Here is a 16938-nt window from a genome sequence, read left to right as displayed (position 1 = left end):
TGACCCTAGCACGCGCCTCGGGGCGGTCGGGTCCGGCTCAGAGCGGCCTAGAAGATCTCCATCGTCAGCCTGGGCACGTGCGACATCAGGTCGTTCCCGACGAGCACCGACGCCCCCATCGTCCTGATGAGTTCGGCGAGGCGGGGCGGTGCCACCCCGAGGTCCAGCGTTTGCTCTTGTCCGAGGAAGACCGTTCGGGTCCGCACCAGCTCCGGCCGCAACACGCCCAGGATCGGATTGTAGTCCTCGAAGGCGCCGGTCCGGGGCACTTCCTCGGCCAGCTCTGGCACGAGGTACGAACGCCACGCGCCGGTATCGAGCGCAGCAGTGACGGTCTTGCCGTTCACCTCGATGGTGCCCATCGGCAGGTGGGGAACGGCGCTCCCGTTCGAGTGCTGGCTGGAGGCCGTCACCCGTAGCTCCTTGGCAGACCAGTTGAACTCCAACGTCGTCCCTCTGAGTACGTCGAGACCGACGAGGGCATCGAAGACGGCGCTCCTCGGTAGCGGGGTGTGACTCTGCAGCCCGCTTCGCAGCGAAGCGATCGTCGCTTGCCCGAGCAGGTCCGGCTGGATCGGGTGGTCCCGGCCGAGCAGCCGGAGCGAAGGTACGTCTCCGAAGCTGAACTGAGAACCGGTGTCGAGGAACGTGCGAACCCCGCCGAGGTTCAGCAGAACGTGCCCGCCCTCGAACTCGAGTGGAATCGTTTCAGTGGTCATGTGATGGCTCCTACATCCCGGACGGACACGCGCCTCGCGGCCTCAGGCTTCGAGGAAGCGGCGCAGCACCGGGTCGAGCGCCAGCCTCTCCCGCGGTGCCACCACCCGCACCGCCACCAGCGCCCGCGTCAGCGCCACGTAGGTGCGCACGCCGCGCTGTGCGAGCTCGCCGTCGGGGAGGTCGGCCACGATCACCGCCGGCCGCTCCAGCCCCTTCCAGCGCAGGAAGCTGTCGGCGACGAGCCGCTCGGCCGCGTCGGGCGCGTCGGCCCGGGCGACCGAATGCCGGCCCACCTGTCCCGACTCGTAGATGGTTCCTGCCGCGGTCTGCCCGCGCAGGGAGACGATGGCGATGTCGCTCGGGGCGAGCCCCGCCCCGAGCAGGCGATCGACCTCGTCCCCCACCTTGTCCTGCACCGACGAGGCGCTCGGCGCCTGGAGGAGCTTGAGCGTGCCCTCGGCCTGGGCCTTGCGGATGGCCCCCTCGTCGTAGGCGGCGCCGGCGTAGACATTGGCGAGATCCTGGATCCCGGGCGGGCAGCGCTGTCCGCGGGTGAGCAGGAAGGGGCGCCCGAAGAGCTCCGCCGGCGGCTTGCGGTTCTGCCAGAAGGTCTGCGCCGGGTCGTGGAACCCCCAGAGCCGCTTCCCGCGCGCCAGCCCCTCCACCAGGTACCAGGCCTCGTCTTGCAGATCCTGCGCCTCGTCGACCACCACCGTGTCCCAGCGCTGCTCGCAGACCTCGCTGGCGCGGAGCAGGGCGGCGTTCCAGCAATTCGAATCGAACGGGTCCTCGAACCGCACCGCGCCGTCGGCGGCGTCCACGAGCTGCTTCGCGAACCCGCTGACGGTGTGCACCTCCACGCCGGTCCCCTCGAGCCGGGCCGCGAGGAAGCGCTGGAGCGGCGCGGTGAAGCAGAGGAGCAGCACCTTCTCGCCGCGCTCCGCGGCCCGCCTGGCGGCCTCGGCGGCGAGGAGCGTCTTGCCCGAGCCGGCGCCGCCCTGCACGAGGAGCCGGTCGCTCGCGAGCAGGTTGTCGAGGGCCAGGAGCTGCAGCGGGTCGAGCTCGAAGCGCTGCTCGTTGACCGCGCTCACCCGTGTGCCGAGCGAGAGCGCCGAGACGGTCGACTCGCCCCAGTAGCGGTGGATCCGGTCGATCCAGGCGCCCACGGCCTGGCCCGGCGCGGGGAGCGCGCGCGCCGCCACCGGCGGCAGCGCCTCGGAGAACCACTGCAGCTCGCGACCGGTGATCACCACCCCGGCGAGGTCGTCCTGCGTCGGTGGGCGGTCGAAGTCGATGTCGGGGAAGCAGACCGCGGCGCCGAAGGCCGGGGCCTGGCAGCCGTCGTCGGAGAGCCGCTTCGTGAGCTTCCTCAGGAAGCCGTGCGCCTGGTCGAGCGGCGACTGCTCCATGAGCACGCCGTTCTGCCGCCAGACGCCGTCGCGCTGCTCGATGCGCCCGCCCTTCACCTCGAGGGCCAGGAGCCCGTGCTCCGGGTGCGCCAGCACGAAGTCGCCCTCGCCCAGGTAGCCGTCCTTGGTGCGGATGCGGAGCGAGTGCCAGGCGGTCCAGCCCGGCGGCAGCCCCCTCTTCATGGCGGCGTGGACCGCTCGCTCGGCCTGCGACAGGCTCGGGCGGAGCGTATCGGCGGGGTGGACGCGGACCGTGGGTGGCATGGGTCCACGGTACGGGAAAGCGGGAAGCCCGCCATGATCCGGCGCATTCAGCCCGCCGCTCCGGGCGTGTCCGTCGCAGGCTTAGTCTCGAGCGCATGGCGGGCCACAACCCCTTCGACATGATCCGGCGGCGCACTGGCCGCAACCGCAGGCGGGGCGGCGACGACCAGGAGCTCTTCGCCAGCGCGCTCGTCGCCTACGCCAGGAACCTGCTCCTGGCCGGCAACCTGCTCGCGCGGCTGGAGCGGAACTCCGGCCGCAGCCCCGAGGAGTACCCCTTGCTGGCGCAGGCGCTGAAGGGCGGCCGCGAGCGCACCGCCCCCCGGGACGCCAAGGAGTTCCGGGAGCGGCTCAAGGCGTTCCGGCGCCGTCGCGAGGGAGCGGAGATCCCACCGCCCGCCGAGCCGGCGGCCGCGAACCTGGCGCTCCTCGCCGACACCGTCGGGCTCACCGACCCGGAGCGGGCGGTGCTCCAGTTCGTGGCCGCGCAGCGGCTCTCGCCAGACCTGGAGGACGTCACCGACGCCTACCCGGCGCTGTCGCGCCTCGGCTGCATCGAGCTCGTCTCGGTGGCCACCGGCCTCACCCGTGCGGAGGTGGCGGAGTCGCTCTCGCCTGCCGGGCGGCTCCTCACCTCGGGGATCGTCAGGATCGACGACGAGTTCGGCCATCTCGAGCACAAGCTCGTCGTGGACGCACGGGTGCTCGAGCTGGTGGTCACTCCCGCGCTCGACCGGGACCGGCTCCTCGCTACCTTCCTGCCGCTGGCGCCGCCGCCCACGCTCGCGCCGGACGACTTCGCGCACCTCGGGGCCGAGGTGGAAGTGGCGCGCCGCCTCCTCAAGGCGGCCCTGGCGCAGCGCCGGCCGGGCGTGAACCTCCTCTTCCACGGCCCGACCGGTACCGGGAAGACCGAGCTGGCCCGACTCCTCGCCCGGGCGGTAGGCGCGCAGGTGCACGTGGCCGGGCTCCAGGACGGCGCCGGCCAGTCGCCGTCCTCCCAGGAGCGGCTCGCCTCGCTCCTGCTCGGCAACCGGGTCCTCGCCGCCACCGACGCCGTGCTCCTTTTCGACGAGCTGGAGGACCTTCTCGAGCCCGCGTCCTTCTTCAGCACCGAGCGGACGATGCGAGCCTCGAAGCAGTGGATGACTCGCCTGCTGGAGCAGAACCCGGTGCCGTGCATCTGGGCCACCAACGACGCCAGCTTCGATCCGGCCTTCCGGCGCCGCTTCACCTACGCCATCGAGTTCCGGCCGCTGGGCGCGCTCCAGCGGGAGCGGGTCTGGAGGCGCCACCTCGGCGCAGGCGCGCTGCCCGAGCCCGAGGTGAGCCGGCTCGCCGCCCGCTTCGCGGTGAGCCCGGCCGAGATCGGGAGCGCGGTGGCCGCCGCCCGGCTGGTGGCGGAAGGCGGAGCGCCGGAGCGCGCCATGATCGAGGCGGTGCTCTCGCCGATGGTGGGGCTGCTGGGCGGCCGCGGCGGGGAGGAGTGGGCCTTCGATCCGGCTGCGTACCGGGTTGAGGCGGCGTGCTCTTCGGTCGATCTCGCCGCGCTCGCCGACCGGCTGGCCGGGTGGCGCGCCGGAGGGGGGCCCGGGCTCTCGCTCTGCCTCTACGGCCCGTCGGGCACCGGCAAGTCGGAGTACGTGCACCATCTGGCGCATCGGATGGGCCAGCGGGTGGTGGCGCGGCGGGTGTCGGACATCGAGAGCAAGTGGCTGGGCGAGTCGGAGCAGAATTTGGCCCAGGCCTTCCGCGAGGCGGCGGCCAGCGACGCCGTGCTCCTCTTCGACGAGGCGGACTCCTTCCTGCGCGACCGGCGGGGGGCGGTGCGCCACTGGGAGACGACCCTGGTGAACGAGTTCCTGCAACAGCTGGAGCGGCACCCGGGCTTCGTGGCCTGCACCACCAACCTCTACCGCGACCTCGACGAGGCGGCGCTGCGCCGCTTCGCCTTCAAGGTGGAGTTCGGATGGCTCACCCCGGATAAGGCGCTGCTGCTCTTCCGCACGCGGCTCGCTCCGCTGCTGGCGCGGCCGCTCGCGCCGGAGGACCAGGTCCGCGTCGCGTACGAGCTGCGCCACTTCCCGAACCTGGCTCCCGGCGACTTTGCCGCCGTGGCGCGCCGGGTGCGGGTGCTGGGGGGGAGCTACGAGCCGGAGGCGCTCCTCGCCGAGCTCGCCGCGGAGGTGGCGGCGAAGCGGGCGTCTCCGCGTGCCATCGGGTTCTAGCGGGCGCCGCGCCCCGGCCGCTCAACCGTCTACCAGCTCCAGCAGTCGCCGCGGATGGTAGAGGTCGCGCAGCGGCCCCGGCCGATCCTCGAGGGCGCCCAGCACCCGCTCCGTCCAGCGGCGCGGGATGGCGGCCGCTCCGAAGAATGCGCCGAGGAGCGCGCCCGCGATGGCGCCGTTGGTGTCGGCGTCGCCGCCGCGGTTCACGACGTCCACGAGCCCCGAGCGGAAATCGGGCGCGTGCAGAAGCTCCCAGAAGGCGAGCCGGAAGGCGACGCGCACGAAGCCTTGGTGCGTGTGCAGGTGGAGGTCCGGTCCGTAGAGGAGCGGGTCGCTGCGCGAGGCGAGGTGCAGGTCGCCCGCCAGTGCCTCGGCGGCCTCGCGGACCTCCTGATCGGTGAGCCCGGGCGCGCCCCGCAGCGCCAGGAGTGCCGGCTCGAGCTCCTCGCGCGCCGCTGCCAAAACTTCCTCTCGGGTGCCTGCTGCCCCGGTGATCGCGGCCGCCAGCGCCGCGTCGAAGGCCGTGCAGGCGAGGAGGCAGCGCGGGTCGTAGTGGGTGAGCGCCGAGTCGCGCAGGGCGGCGTCGCGCCGCGCCGCCGGGTCCATGGCGAAGGCCACGCCGATCGGGGCGGTGCGCATGAGCGACCCGTTCCCTGCCGGGCGAGGGTGACGGCCCTGCCAGACCTCGCGGCCTGCGTCGGCGGGGCGGGTCCCGTTGGCGATGGCCGCGAGCGCCGCGCTGGTCTGGCTCCCGATGTCGAAGGCGTGATCCCTCCAGGCCAGGTAGCGGGACGCGACGTCGTCGGCGTCGAAGCCGCGCCGCTCTCGCAGCGAGAGGGCGAGGCAGCTGGCCATCTGGGTGTCGTCGGTGATCTGGCCCGCCTCGAGCGAGAAGGGGCCGCCGCCCGTCAGCTCGTCGTGAGGTCCCGAAATGAGTGCCCGAAAAGAGCACGGCGCCGGGGTGGTGAACTCGAGGGTGGTCCCGAGCGCGTCGCCCACCGCCAGGCCGAGCACGGCGCCACGGGCGCGCGACCTCGCGGGTCCCTCCGGCGGAATCGTTGTCGGCATGATGGCCTCCTTTCCACTGAGAAGAGGAGTGTACGCGGCGGGCGGACGCGCCGTTCTCCGAGTTGACGCCGCCCTCCCGGCGCATGTCCGTCGGCGGTCTAGGGTGGCCGCAGCTACAGGCCGGGGGGGCCCAACCATGAATCGAATCACCGTGCTCAGCGTGCTGCTCGTTGTGGCCACCGGCTGCGTCACCGCCCAGGAAGTGGCTGCGCCACTGCCGAAGAGGGCCGCCGCGTCGGAGCCCTGTCCGGCTCACCTGCGCTGCGAGGCCGCTCCTCCTCGCGCGCTGCCGACGGCGGCCCAAGTGCTGGAGCAGGAGCAGAGGGCTAGGGACGGCGCCAGGCACGCGCTGCCCTGCCCAGGCGACCTGCCCGTGATCGAGGGGAGCTGCTGGCACGAGTCGCCGGACGGCCGCTGGCGGATCGGCACGTGCGAGGCCGGCAAGCCGGCGGGCACCCTCTTCGTGGACGAGAAGTAGCGAGCGCCGGGGTCCCGGCGAGGAGGCGCGGATGGACGACCTGACTCGGCTCGACGGCAGGCGCCTCCGGCAGGCGCTGCGGGACAACCTGACCCGGCTCGCCGCCGAGGTGGATGCGGTCAAGCGCGACGCGGGCTTCCTCGCCGCGCTCGACGCGATGTCGCGCTTCTGGCGCTACTCGCCCTTCAACCAGTTCTGCATCCTCCTGCAGCGGCGCGACGCATCCCTCGTCGCGGGAAGGCGCATCTGGGAGTCGCTGGGCCGCCGCGTGCAGGACGGCGAGCGGCCCATCGGCGTGTTCGCGCCGGTTCGTCGGGGCGCTGCCTACACCCTCGTGTCTGTGTGGGACGTGCGTCAGACGCGCGGACGGAAAGTGCCACGCCTCAGCCTCGACCTTCGTGGGCCGAGCCGCCAGGCCCGCCGGATGGAGCGGGCCGCGGCCAGGCTCGGCATCGAGGTCGTCACCGTGCGCGGCGGCGGAGACAGCCTCGCCCGGTCCTGTGGCGGCCGGATCGAGATCGAGCCAGGCCTCTCGGGCCGCATGCGTCTGCGCGCCCTGGCACACGAGCTCGCGCACGAGATCCTGCACCAGGAGGAGCGGCGGCGAGCGCTGGCGGCCAAGCGGCCACCCCCGCGCAGGAGCCACGCCGAGCGCGAGACGGAGGCCGACGCGACCGCCTGGGTCGTCTGCGCCGTGCTGGGGGTGCGGGCTCCCTCGCCCACCTACATCGCCTGGCAAGGCGGTGACGGCGCCGGGGTGCTGCGCTCCATGGGCAGGGTCCAGCGCGCAGCGAAGACAATCCTTTGCGCCATGGACAAGGAGGGAGCTCCAAGCAATGCCGCGAGCCCGGATTCCAAACGATAGTCTGTGGGCGCTATCGGCCTTCTTGAGTCTCTTGGCCCTGATTGGATGGTTGCTGTGGCTGTCCTGGAAGTGAAGTGCCAGGGCGTGTCCGTCCGACGCGTAGACCAGAGCGCATGAAGACCACCGCCCGCTTCACCCACGAGAAGCTCCGCCACGACCAGCCCCAGGACCTCCACCTCGCCGTCACGCTGGAGGCGCCCGCCATCGACTGGCAGGCGCGCCGGCCCGCCGTCTGCGTCATTCCGGTGATCGATGTCTCCGGCTCGATGTCCGGGGAGAAGCTGCACTACGCCAAGCAGTCGGTGATGAAGCTCGTCGAGCACCTCGCGCCCGGCGACTTCTGCGGCGTGGTCACCTTCACCGACGAGGTGCGGGTGGTGGCGGCCCCGGCGGCGATGAGCCCCGACGCCAAGGCGCCGCTCCAGGCAGCCATCGGCCAGCTCGGGCCCCAGGGCTCGACCAACTTCGCGGGAGGCCTGTTCGAGGGGCTCCGGCTCGCGAACGAGCTCGCCCTGCCGCCTGGCATGGTGCGGCGGGTGATCATGTTCACCGACGGGCTCGCCAACGTCGGCGTGGCGACCAAGTCGACGGACCTGCTCCACCTGCTCGAAGGCAACCTCGGCCAGGCGACCGTGTCGGCCTTCGGGTACGGCGCGGACGCGGACCAGGAGCTCCTGCGCGACCTCTCCACCAAGGGGAAGGGCAACTACGCCTTCGTGAAGAGCCCGGAGGATGCCCTCACCGCCTTCGCGCGCGAGCTCGGCGGCCTCCTCTCGACTTACGCGCGTGATCTCGAGCTCGTGATCCGGCCAGCCGAGGGGACGCGGCTCACCAGCGTGGTCTCCGACGTGGAGTCGCACGAGGTGGATGGGGGAGCGGTCCAGATCAGCGTGCCCGACCTCCTCTCGGAGGAGGCGCGCCATCTCGTCCTCGGCCTCCAGCTCGGCCAGCGAGCGGCGCCGGGGCGGACCCCGGTGGCGCTCGTCGAGGGGAGCTACCGGGTGGTGGACGGCGACTCCGGCCGGACGCGGAGCGAGCGGTTCGAGATCGCCCTGGAGGTGGACAGGGTGGCGGCGGGGGAGGAGCAGCTCGCGGCCACGCCGACGGTGGACGAGTTGGTGGCGCTGGCGCAGCTCGTCCGGGCGCAGATCGAGGCCGAGGAGCGCGCGCAGCGCGGCGACTTCGCCGGCGCGCGGGAGGTGCTCGGGACGCTGCTCTGCTCGCTGCGGGGGCGCGGCCGCGACGCGGTGGCTCGCGCCTGCGGCATGATCATGGACAGGCTCGAGGACCAGGACGCCTACGCCGGGAGCACCGCCTTCCGCGCCAGCATGCGCAAGGGCATGAGCCGGAGCGTGGCGGGGATGTTCGACGAGGACGCCTGCACGGTCCTGCGTCAGTCGGGCCTCGAGACCACCACCTCCGCGCAGGAGGTGATGTCGGAGTCGTTCGGCGCGCCGAAGGCGAAGGCGGCGAGCGGCAAGACGGGGAGCGCGCCGGCCGCGGGCAAGCGGTCGCGCGGCTCGCTCACGCGGAAGAAGTCGAAGCGCTGGTAGGCGTTGGAGGGGGGAGGGCGCGCGGCCTTGCGGGGGCGCGCCGCCCTCGTTTCATGTGACCAGGGCCAGGCGGCTCAGACCCAGCGCATCCCGCCATCGGCGGTGAAGAGGAGCCCGCAGCGAACCGTGCGGCCTCGCGCGAGCCCGAGTGCTCCTGGAGCTCAAAGGTGCGACTTCTTCAAGACTTCCATGAGCTTCCCGACCTGGACACTCAGCATTGATCCCGGTTCCAGGTCGCTCGGCATCGGTGAAGTCAGGAACGTCTTGTCGAAGCAGGAGAAGCTGCGCACCGACGGTTCCGAGTTGTCATACTGGAACGCAAGGAGCTGCTCCGGCTCTTTGTGGAAGGCCGAGTAGATGAGCGCAGGGTAGGGCGCTCCCGGACCGTTCCACCAGTAGCCAACGTCGATGATCGCGGCATCTCGGCCCAGTTTCAAAGGCTGTGTCATGCAGATCCACCAGCCATTCTTCAGGTTGCCGCTGGCTTCGGACCGCTGACTTCCGGGTGTGAAAGGGCCCCAATTGTAAGTTGATAGAAATTGGCGGATTCGCTCCAGAAGCTCCATCTCGAAGGTCGCTGCCGCAAGTCTCGCCTCTGGATAGGCAGTGAGGCCTTCGCTGACGAAATCTCGGTTCGTAGTCACTTGCTAGCCTCCCTCAGCAGGTCAAGTTGCAACACAACTGCCGCGCGCCGCGCGAGGCCGTGCTGACTCCCTCGAAAGTCTGCCGGCTGACAGCCCAAGATTCTCTGCTCGACGGCGCCGCAGAAGGACTGGGCCCAAGCGCGCCAGGAGGTGGACTCCTTACTCTCTAGGAGCGCTCGCCGTGCGCCCACTGCAACGCCGCGCCAGGTCAACGTCCGTATCTGGCGCGGGTTTGCGACTTTCTCTGCGGCCTGATGCCAGCGGCCCTCGTCCTCGGGTGGAAGCAAGATGGCATCAGTCCATGTTCGGCCGCTTCCGTACTTTGCGCTGAGCAGGTCGGCCGTCTCGAAGGTCTTGTCGAAATCCTGATCGCCGGTCTTGACCTCGATGTGCAGGACTTCACCCGACTTCCATTCGATGACGAGATCGGCCCGCCGTTCGCCGTTCGCCGTACGAACCTCGCGCAGTACGTTGGGACGTCGGGTATCGGCAACCGCAAACTCGGTTCCCAAGAAACATCGTGCAAGCTCGCCGGTCGCCGATTGCTCCAGCAGGTGAGCGAGCCAGTCGCTCCAGGCTTCCTCGCGACCGAGGCGAAGAGGCCGGAAGTTGCGCCAGTCGATCGCGGACACTTCGTCCAGCGGAGCAAGCGCCTCGGCCCACCGTCGCTCGAGCTCGTCCAACTCTCGTTGAATGTCCTCGAGAGCGGCCGTCGCTGAAGTGATCCAGTGATGCAGGGATCGCCACGATGCCTCGGTCTCAACGCGGAACCGCCGCAGAAAGGCCCAGGTCGGGTTCCCTTTCGTCACGTCCATCTAAGCCCCCCGTCCGCCGTGAAGAGCAGGCCGCAGCGCACCGTCCGGCCCTGGGAGAGCCCGAGTTGGGCCAGGATCTCACCGTACCGCCGGACCTGGGCCACGTAGTCCGGGTGGCTATCCTGTACGTCGCCCTCGGGCGGCTGGTCGGTCTTGAAGTCGATCACCTCGAGCGCGCCGTCCGCGGCCGAGAGCAGGTCGACGTAACCCGCGAGGAGTTTCTTGCCGGCCGCGGCAGCGACCGGGTACTCGAGCCGGAGGTCGTTGCCGGGCGGGCGGCGCAGGCCAGCCGCGGTGAGCGCCGCGAGGGCGCGCTCCACGTCGTCGGCCGCTTCATCGAGGTGCTCTTCGAGACCGGTCTCGGTACGGGCACGCTCCACCGCCGCCCCGGGAGCGAGCGCCGGCTGACGGAGAGCCACGCCGATGGCCCGGTGCACCGTGTCGCCGAAGACGTTGCCGAAGCGGCCGGGGCGGTACTTCCGGGGAGGCGCGGGCTCGGCAGCGGGGTCAGCTTCCGCGGCGCTCGCCGGCTCCCACGCCGCGTGCGCCTCCGCGGACACTCCCGCCGGCGCGAGCCGGGGCTCCCCGGCGGCCGCGGCCGCCTTGCTCCACGCCTCCTCCACCTCGCGCGCCAGCTTCATCGCGGCGCGCTGCTTCTTCGGCGTGGGCGGCACCGCCGCCTTGGCCCAGGCTGGCTTCGCGTCGGGCCCGAAGGTCTCGAGCACCTCCGGCGGCCCCTCGCCCGCGGCGAGGCACGCCGTCACGCGCGTGGGCGGGCTCGCCGCCGGTACCGGCAGCAGGAGCCGGTCGCGCGCCCGGGTCGCGGCCACGTAGACGAGCCGCCTCCGCTCGGCGTCGAGGTACTTCTGCTCGCGCTCGAGCACGCCTGCGTCGGCCGGTTCCTCCCAGTCCAGGCCGTCGAGCCCGAGTGCCCAGCTCTCGCCCTCGCGGTCCACCGTCCAGGCCTGGGCGGTGCCCTTCTTCTTGGGCTGCAGCTCGTCGCGCCCGTCCCACAGGATCACCACCGGGAACTCGAGCCCCTTCGCCTGGTGGATGCTCATCACCTGCACCGCCTCGGTCGCCACCGGCCGCGGTGGATCGAAGCCCACCGGCTCCACCGCCCACTCGCGCAGCCGCAGGGTGGCCGCGTCGAAGTCGAGCCCCTCCTCGGCGGAGAGCCGCTCCAGCTCCAGGCAGAGCTCCCTCAGCCGCTCCAGCCGCTGCGCCCCGTTCGGCCCCAGCGCCGCCGTCCGGCCGAAGGCGGTCCGCTCCAGGAGGTCGCGCGCGGTGTCGCCGGCGGGGCGCGCGTGCCGCTCGCGCCGCAACGCCGACACGAACGCCTGCGCCGCGCGGGCCCGGGTCACCCGCTCGTCGCCGTCTGCTTCGGGCGCCGCCGCCCGCTGCGCCACCAGGTCGCCCAGGTCGAGGGCGAAGAATGGCGGCCGGAGCAGCGCCGCCACGGCCACGCCGTCGTCCCGGTCGGCGAGCGCGCGCAGCGCGAGCAGGAACTGCCGGTGGAGCGGGTCTTCCAGGAAGAGCGTGCCGCCGCGGGCGGAGTAGGGGACCCCGAGCTCGTCGAGCGGCGCGAAGAGGAGCCCCAGGTGCCAGGTGGAGCGCGCCAGCACCGCCACGTCACCGTAGCCTGCGGGGCGCCGGGCACCGGTGGAGGGATCGGTGATCTCCACCTCGCCCTCGCCGACCATCGACCGCAGCCACGCCGCCAGGGCGCGGCCTTCCTGCTCCCGGTCCGACTGCGTCTTGCCGTCCGCCGACTGGTAGGGGAGCACCGTCACCACGGGTCCCGGGTGCCCGTCGAGCCCGGCCAGGAGCCGCTCGTTCTTGACGGTTCCCGCGGCCGGATCGAAGACCGGCTCTCCGGCCTCAGCCTTCCCCAGTACCTCGTCGAAGCGGTCGTTGAAGAAGGAGATGAGTGCGGGCTCGCTGCGGAAGTTGGCGGAGAGCGCCTCCTCGAGGCACGGCCCGCGCTTCACCTGCTCGCGCACCGCGTCGTAAACCGCGATGTCGGCGCGCCGGAACCGGTAGATCGACTGCTTCGGGTCGCCGACCAGCGTGAGCTTGCCCGGCTTCACCGCCACCTCCTGCCAGGCAGCGGCGCGGGCGCCGTCCTCGCAGAGGTAGAGGACGATCTCCGCCTGCAAGGGGTCGGTGTCCTGGAACTCGTCCACGAAGAGGTGGTCGAAGAGCGCCTGGTACTCGGTGCGGACCGCCCGGTCGTCGCGCAGGAGGTCGCGCAGCCGGAGCAGGAGGTCGAGCTGGTCCACCGCCCGGTGGCGCGCCTTCACCTTCTCGTAGGCGGCGATCACCGCCGGGAAGGTGCGGACGAGGCGGGTGGCGAGCCACCGCTGCGCCGGGGCGGCGAGGTCGTCGCGCAGCGGCCGCTCACGCGCCGGGTGCTGGGTCGTGTCGCCGGCCCAGGCCTGCCAGGCTCGGTAGGCCGCCGGGTCGCCCTTGAACTCGACCGTCTTCCGCATCTTCTCGGGCTCGGAGCGCTCGATCGACTGCAGCTCGTGGAGGACCGTCGCCGGGCCAGCCCCCACGTCGAGCTTGTCGAGCCGCTTCGCGGTCCGGCGGAGCCACTTGCCGCCCGGCGTGCCATCGCCGACGCCGCGGGTCCATTCCTGGAACTCCTCCACCAGCGCGCGGATCCGGGCAGCCTGGAATTTCGCCGGCGGCGCTTCCGGCGGCGGGACGTCGCGCTGGGCGATGAAGCCCGCGAAGAGCGCCCACAGGCCGTTCTTGGTGGCGAACTCGTACTCCTTCGAGTCCACCGGCAGGCCGGCGTCGAGCGCCGCCCGGATCGACTCCTGGGCCTCCTCCGCGCGAGCGGCGTCGCAGAGCGCCTCGTGGCCCGCCAGTTCCTGCGCCAGCGTCCGCGCCTGCGCCGCGTGCAGCAGGACCCGGCAGGTCTCCTCGACCAGCGCGTCGCCGTCCTCCACCAACGAGTAGGAGGGCGAGAGGCGAGCCTCGACCGGCCGCAGCCGGAGCAGCCGATCGGCGAAGGAGTGGATGGTCCCCACCGCTGCGGTGTCGAACGCGGCGGCGGCGCGGGAGAGCCGTTCGCGGCGGGTGGCGGAGAGGTCCGCCGTCGCCAGCCGGGTGAGGATCTCCTCGCGCAGCCGGAGCCGCAGCTCCCCGGCCGCCTTGCGGGTGAAGGTGATGGCGGCGATCCGCTCCAGCGGCAGCGCCGGCCCGTCGTCCGCGGGCGCGACCATCCCGGCCAGCCGCTCCACGATGGTGGTGGTCTTGCCGGTGCCGGCGCCAGCGCCGACGAGCACGTTCCTGGCGCGCTCCTCGACGATGCGGCGGCGAGCCTCGTGGTCGGGGGGAAGCTTCCTGCTCATGGCTGATCCGTTCCGTTCTCGAGCGCGTAGAAGGCGGCCGCTGGCCCGTTGGCCTGGCCCAGGATACGGCCCGAGCGCTCCGGCGCCTCGCCGCCGCAGAGCGGTTTGAACCCGCAGAAGGTGCAGCCTTTGGAGTTGGTGGTGGCGGGGAAGGTGCGCGTGGCGAGCAGCTTGGCCGCGAGCGACAGCCACCCCTTGCCGGCGTCGGTGAGCGCCTTCACGTCCTCGCGGAAGGCGCGCTCCCGCTCGCCGCGGTCGGCTGCGTAGGCGTAGGCCGCCTGGACCTTCCCAGGCAGGCCCCACTTCCTCGCGAGCTGCTTCGTCACGAGCGCGTAGAGCGCCAGCTGGACGTCGCGCACCGCCGTGGGCCCGGCCTCGTCGCCGGTGCGCGGGTGCGGCTTGCCGGTCTTGAGGTCGCGGAGCAGGGTGACTCCATCCTGGACGTCGAGCCGGTCGATGCAGCCGCGGACGTAGAGCGTGCGCTCGCCGGCCGGGAGTGCCAGGGGCGCGTCGTAGCCGAAGGGGCGCTCCACGTCGACGAAGGCGCGGCCCTGGGCGCCCTCCCGGTCGTAGGCCAGGAACGAGCGCACGTCGTCCCGCAGCCGGTTCCGCTCCTTTTCGCGGATACCCTCGCCGGCGAGCGGCACCTCGGAGAGGAGCGCGTCGAGGTGCGCGTCGGCGAGCTCGCCCGCCACCTCCTGCCAGCGCTCCAGGCTCTTCCCTCTCGCCGCGAACGCCGCGCCGTGGGCGCAGAAGAAGGCCTCCATCACGCCGTGGAAGAGGGTGCCGTAGGTGAGCGCGTCGAGCTCGTTCATCGAGGGCGCGGCGGCAGGGTCGTCGAGGTGGAGGACGCGCCCGTAGAGGAAGCGCCGGGGGCAGCCGAGGAGCTGGCCGAGCGCCGAGGCCGAGATGGGCTTCTCCGGGGTGAGGCCCGGCATGACCGGCGCCGCGCCGCTCTCGCCCAGGAGCCCATCGGCCGGACCGGGCGGCGCTTCCAGGTCGGAGAGCGCGGCCACCCGCCCGAGGTCGAGGGCGGGCTCGTCCCGCCAGGAGGGGTGCAGCTCGCCCTCTGCCGCGGCGCGCTCGAGCCAGGCGCGGGCGACGACCGGATGGACCTCGCGGAAGCCGGCCGCGTCGGCGCGGGCGGGCCGGAAGGCGTCGCGGCGGAGGGCCTTCAGGCCCGGCACGAGCGCGCCGCGCGCTCCGGTGGCGGCGTTCGGGCGCGCCAGCGCCGCGCCCGCCTCGACGAAGATCGACGCCGGCTCGCGCTCGCCGCGGTCGAGCCCGGTGCGGGGAGCGGAGAGCGCGAGGGCGCTCCGCGTGCCGGCCACCACCCGGGCGAGCCCGTGCAGCTGCGCCAGGGCGCGGTCTTCGGCGAGCGGCAAGAGCGGCGCCGCGCCGTGGCGGAGCGCGTCCGGGAGCACCGGATCCTGGCGCACGGCGGAGGGGAGGGCGCCCTCGCAGAGGCCGACCACGCGCACCGCCGCGAACTCGAGGCCGGCCGCCTCGGCAACCGTGCCCACGAAGACCGCCGGCGCGCCGAAGCGCCCCTGGGCGAGGGAGAGTCCGCGGAGCCGGTCCTCGATGAGCCGGAGCGCGTCCGGGCCGCGGAGGGTCTTCGCGAGGAGGTCGCTGCGGGCGGCGTCGAACGAGTCCGCGAGGAGCTGCGAGACCTTGGGGCCGGTGCCCGGCTCGAGCAGGAAGTTGCCGGCGAAGGTCTCGAGGGCGTCGAGGAGCGCTCCGATCGGGGCGCCCTTGTAGACGAGCCGCGCCAGTCCTCCGAGCGCCTCGAGGGCAGGACGGGCCGCGCGGACGAGGGCGAGGAGCGCCTGGATCTCCCGCACCTCCCTGACCGCTGGTCCCCCGACGCGTTGCGCGTTCTCCTCCGCGGCCGCAAGCGCCGTCTCGAGCTCCGCCTCCCGCGCCGCGGCGCGCACCGGCCACTCGAGCGCGCCCTGCGGGTGGGCGGCGTTGCCTCCAGCGGTGCCGAGCGCGAAGGCGACCCGGATCGCCTCGGCGTGCGAGAGGTGATTGCTCCCATCCTGCTCGGCCCGGAGTGACGGCAGGACCGCCGCGACTGCCTCGGCCGGCAGCCAGCCTGCGAGCGCCTGCAGGAGCGCGAGGAGCCGCGCGCCGGCGGCAGTGGCCGTGGTCGAGATGCCGCCCGCGACGTACACCGGGAGCGGTCCGCCCGGGAAGGGCAACCGGGCGATGCGCGCGGCGAGGAGTGCCGTCACAGGTCCGGGCTGCGCCGTGAGGACGGCGACCTCCTGCAGTGCGGTGCCGTGCTCCAGCACCTGTCGCGCCACCCAGTCCACCGCCGCCTCCACCTCCGCCTCGACCCCGGCGTGTTCCTCGAGGTGCACCGTGCCGTCCGGCCCCGTACTGCGGGGGCGCGACGGGTCGGCGAGGTCCGCGGCGGAGCCGAAGAGGTGGCGCTGGAGGAGGTCGAGCTCGTGGGAGGGCGCGCCAGCCGGGGAAGGGGGTGAGAGCTCCAGCGCTCTCCGCGCCTGCTCGCCGTACAGCGCCTCCACCCGCTGCAGGAACCTGTCGGTCAGCGGCCGCACCGCCCAGATCCCCAGGGCCGCGCCCGGTAGCGCGCGCAGGAAGGCCCCGTGGACTGCCCGCTCGTGCCCCGTCACCACGGCGAGCGCGGGACCTTCCGGCGCTGCGCCACCACGCCGCAGGACCGCTGCGGCCTCGGCGAGGATGCGGGCCGCCGTGAAGCTCGTTCCCGCAGTCTCCTCGAGCCGCCTCCATATGGCCGCCACGTCCCGCCACTGGGGTCGGTCCACCGGCAAAGTGTCCGGCCGGAGCCCCGCGCCTTCTAGGTCCGAGAGCGTGCGCGCGAAGGCCTCGTCCCAACCCGGCCGGCTCCGCAGGAGCTCGGGGTCGAAGTACTCGAGCGGGGGCGGGTCGTCGAAGAGGGTGAGGAGCCGCGCGCCGCGCAGGCCATCCTCTCCCGGCTGGAAGCGGGTGCCCGCGCCGTGCAGCACCTCCTCCGCCAGCGCGACCGCCGAGGTGAAGCGGGTGCCGGCCAGCACCCCCTCGCGCCCCGACTCAACCAGCGCTCGCCGCAGGGCGTGGGCCTGGCGCTCCGAAGAGACCAGGACCGTGCGGACGGGCAGGGGGCCGGCGACGGGGAGCGCCGCAACGGCGTTGGCCAGATCGGCGAGGGAGCGAAGGACGAGCGCGGGCATGGAACGCCATGCTAGCAGGGGGGCGGACGTGGAGTACGGCAGCCAGAAATAGACGTGGTGGCGCTCACTTGGGACGGGTCGTGGCGGCGTGTCCTGCTCCGAGCGGTCCAGGTCCGTCCGGGCCCGATGCTGTGATGAGGGTCAGTCCCCGGCGCTCGGAGGCTGGCTGAGGAGGACGCCATGTCGAAGGTGAAGTGGATGTACGTCTGCGTTCGCACCACCTGCGGACACGTGGAGCTCACCAACTTCGCGCCCGCTGCGACGAAGCGCTGCCCCGAGTGCGGGGGGCTGATGAGGCGGGAAGAGGCGTGAGCCGTCAGCCGGTCCGCCCT

General features: G+C 72.8%; 12 protein-coding genes. 5 read left to right on the top strand and 7 right to left on the bottom strand.

From position 1 onward, the window contains the following. Window positions 1–47 precede the first annotated feature (47 nt). Both AMPC_RS08835 and AMPC_RS08830 read right to left on the bottom strand, forming a co-directional pair. Entirely contained in the window at window positions 48–719 is a 672-nt protein-coding gene (locus AMPC_RS08835) for a pepsin/retropepsin-like aspartic protease family protein (protein WP_248345779.1), read from the bottom strand. A 42-nt stretch (window positions 720–761) separates the two neighbouring features. Then, window positions 762–2393, bottom strand: a complete 1632-nt coding sequence (locus tag AMPC_RS08830; RefSeq protein ID WP_248345778.1) for a nuclease-related domain-containing DEAD/DEAH box helicase — start codon at window positions 2391–2393, stop codon at window positions 762–764. Window positions 2394–2488: 95 nt separating this feature from the next. On the opposite strand from AMPC_RS08830, the gene AMPC_RS08825 reads away from it, so the two are divergent. Continuing rightward, a complete protein-coding gene (locus AMPC_RS08825) occupies window positions 2489–4621 on the top strand; it encodes an AAA family ATPase (protein ID WP_248345777.1) in 2133 nt (710 codons plus the stop codon). Between the two features lie 21 nt (window positions 4622–4642). Here AMPC_RS08825 and AMPC_RS08820 read toward each other — a convergent pair whose 3' ends face one another. Beyond that, on the bottom strand, window positions 4643–5689 hold the full coding sequence (locus AMPC_RS08820) for an ADP-ribosylglycohydrolase family protein (protein WP_248345776.1): 1047 nt from the start codon (window positions 5687–5689) through the stop codon (window positions 4643–4645). Window positions 5690–5825: 136 nt separating this feature from the next. Between AMPC_RS08820 and AMPC_RS08815 the strand changes: the two genes are divergently transcribed. The 3 genes from AMPC_RS08815 (at window position 5826) to AMPC_RS08805 (ending at window position 8585) form a co-directional block, all read left to right on the top strand. After that, a complete protein-coding gene (locus AMPC_RS08815) occupies window positions 5826–6167 on the top strand; it encodes a hypothetical protein (protein WP_248345775.1) in 342 nt (113 codons plus the stop codon). Between the two features lie 31 nt (window positions 6168–6198). Continuing rightward, window positions 6199–7032, top strand: coding sequence for a zincin-like metallopeptidase domain-containing protein (locus AMPC_RS08810; RefSeq protein ID WP_248345774.1), 834 nt, complete (start codon window positions 6199–6201; stop codon window positions 7030–7032). 113 nt (window positions 7033–7145) lie between these two features. Further along, the gene (locus AMPC_RS08805; protein WP_248345773.1) at window positions 7146–8585 is read left to right on the top strand and encodes a vWA domain-containing protein; all 1440 of its coding nucleotides are present in this window, start codon (window positions 7146–7148) and stop codon (window positions 8583–8585) included. 161 nt (window positions 8586–8746) lie between these two features. On the opposite strand, the gene AMPC_RS08800 is transcribed toward AMPC_RS08805, so the two are convergent. From AMPC_RS08800 to AMPC_RS08785, 4 genes are read right to left on the bottom strand one after another with little or no spacing between them, the layout of a single operon-like run. Continuing rightward, complete coding sequence (locus AMPC_RS08800; RefSeq protein ID WP_248345772.1) at window positions 8747–9229, bottom strand: hypothetical protein; 483 nt, start codon at window positions 9227–9229, stop codon at window positions 8747–8749. Beyond that, window positions 9226–10044 (bottom strand): hypothetical protein, encoded by an 819-nt coding sequence (locus AMPC_RS08795; protein ID WP_248345771.1) that lies wholly within the window; start codon window positions 10042–10044, stop codon window positions 9226–9228. The genes AMPC_RS08800 and AMPC_RS08795 overlap by 4 nt, the downstream gene beginning before the upstream one ends. Then, window positions 10035–13406, bottom strand: coding sequence for a UvrD-helicase domain-containing protein (locus AMPC_RS08790; RefSeq protein ID WP_248345770.1), 3372 nt, complete (start codon window positions 13404–13406; stop codon window positions 10035–10037). The genes AMPC_RS08795 and AMPC_RS08790 overlap by 10 nt, the downstream gene beginning before the upstream one ends. Next, complete coding sequence (locus AMPC_RS08785) at window positions 13403–16606, bottom strand: PD-(D/E)XK nuclease family protein (protein ID WP_248345769.1); 3204 nt, start codon at window positions 16604–16606, stop codon at window positions 13403–13405. Before AMPC_RS08785 ends, AMPC_RS08790 begins: the two co-directional genes overlap by 4 nt. A 180-nt stretch (window positions 16607–16786) precedes the next feature. On the opposite strand from AMPC_RS08785, the gene AMPC_RS20430 reads away from it, so the two are divergent. Beyond that, complete coding sequence (locus AMPC_RS20430) at window positions 16787–16918, top strand: hypothetical protein (protein WP_256466147.1); 132 nt, start codon at window positions 16787–16789, stop codon at window positions 16916–16918. Window positions 16919–16938: the final 20 nt, after the last annotated feature.

This window comes from Anaeromyxobacter paludicola, assembly GCF_023169965.1.
Classification (GTDB): Bacteria; Myxococcota; Myxococcia; order Myxococcales; family Anaeromyxobacteraceae; genus Anaeromyxobacter_B; species Anaeromyxobacter_B paludicola.
The sequence above is the reverse complement of the archived record's forward strand: the minus strand, read 5'-3'. Positions and strand labels throughout refer to the sequence as shown.

What these genes read in the sequence shown, in the direction of transcription:
- AMPC_RS08835 (WP_248345779.1), bottom strand. Translation starts at nt 719, where the DNA reads ATGACCACTGAAACGATTCCACTCGAGTTCGAGGGCGGGCACGTTCTG.
- AMPC_RS08830 (WP_248345778.1), bottom strand. Translation starts at nt 2,393, where the DNA reads ATGCCACCCACGGTCCGCGTCCACCCCGCCGATACGCTCCGCCCGAGC.
- AMPC_RS08825 (WP_248345777.1), top strand. Translation starts at nt 2,489, where the DNA reads ATGGCGGGCCACAACCCCTTCGACATGATCCGGCGGCGCACTGGCCGC.
- AMPC_RS08820 (WP_248345776.1), bottom strand. Translation starts at nt 5,689, where the DNA reads ATGCCGACAACGATTCCGCCGGAGGGACCCGCGAGGTCGCGCGCCCGT.
- AMPC_RS08815 (WP_248345775.1), top strand. Translation starts at nt 5,826, where the DNA reads ATGAATCGAATCACCGTGCTCAGCGTGCTGCTCGTTGTGGCCACCGGC.
- AMPC_RS08810 (WP_248345774.1), top strand. Translation starts at nt 6,199, where the DNA reads ATGGACGACCTGACTCGGCTCGACGGCAGGCGCCTCCGGCAGGCGCTG.
- AMPC_RS08805 (WP_248345773.1), top strand. Translation starts at nt 7,146, where the DNA reads ATGAAGACCACCGCCCGCTTCACCCACGAGAAGCTCCGCCACGACCAG.
- AMPC_RS08795 (WP_248345771.1), bottom strand. Translation starts at nt 10,044, where the DNA reads ATGGACGTGACGAAAGGGAACCCGACCTGGGCCTTTCTGCGGCGGTTC.
- AMPC_RS08790 (WP_248345770.1), bottom strand. Translation starts at nt 13,406, where the DNA reads ATGAGCAGGAAGCTTCCCCCCGACCACGAGGCTCGCCGCCGCATCGTC.
- AMPC_RS08785 (WP_248345769.1), bottom strand. Translation starts at nt 16,606, where the DNA reads ATGCCCGCGCTCGTCCTTCGCTCCCTCGCCGATCTGGCCAACGCCGTT.
- AMPC_RS20430 (WP_256466147.1), top strand. Translation starts at nt 16,787, where the DNA reads ATGTCGAAGGTGAAGTGGATGTACGTCTGCGTTCGCACCACCTGCGGA.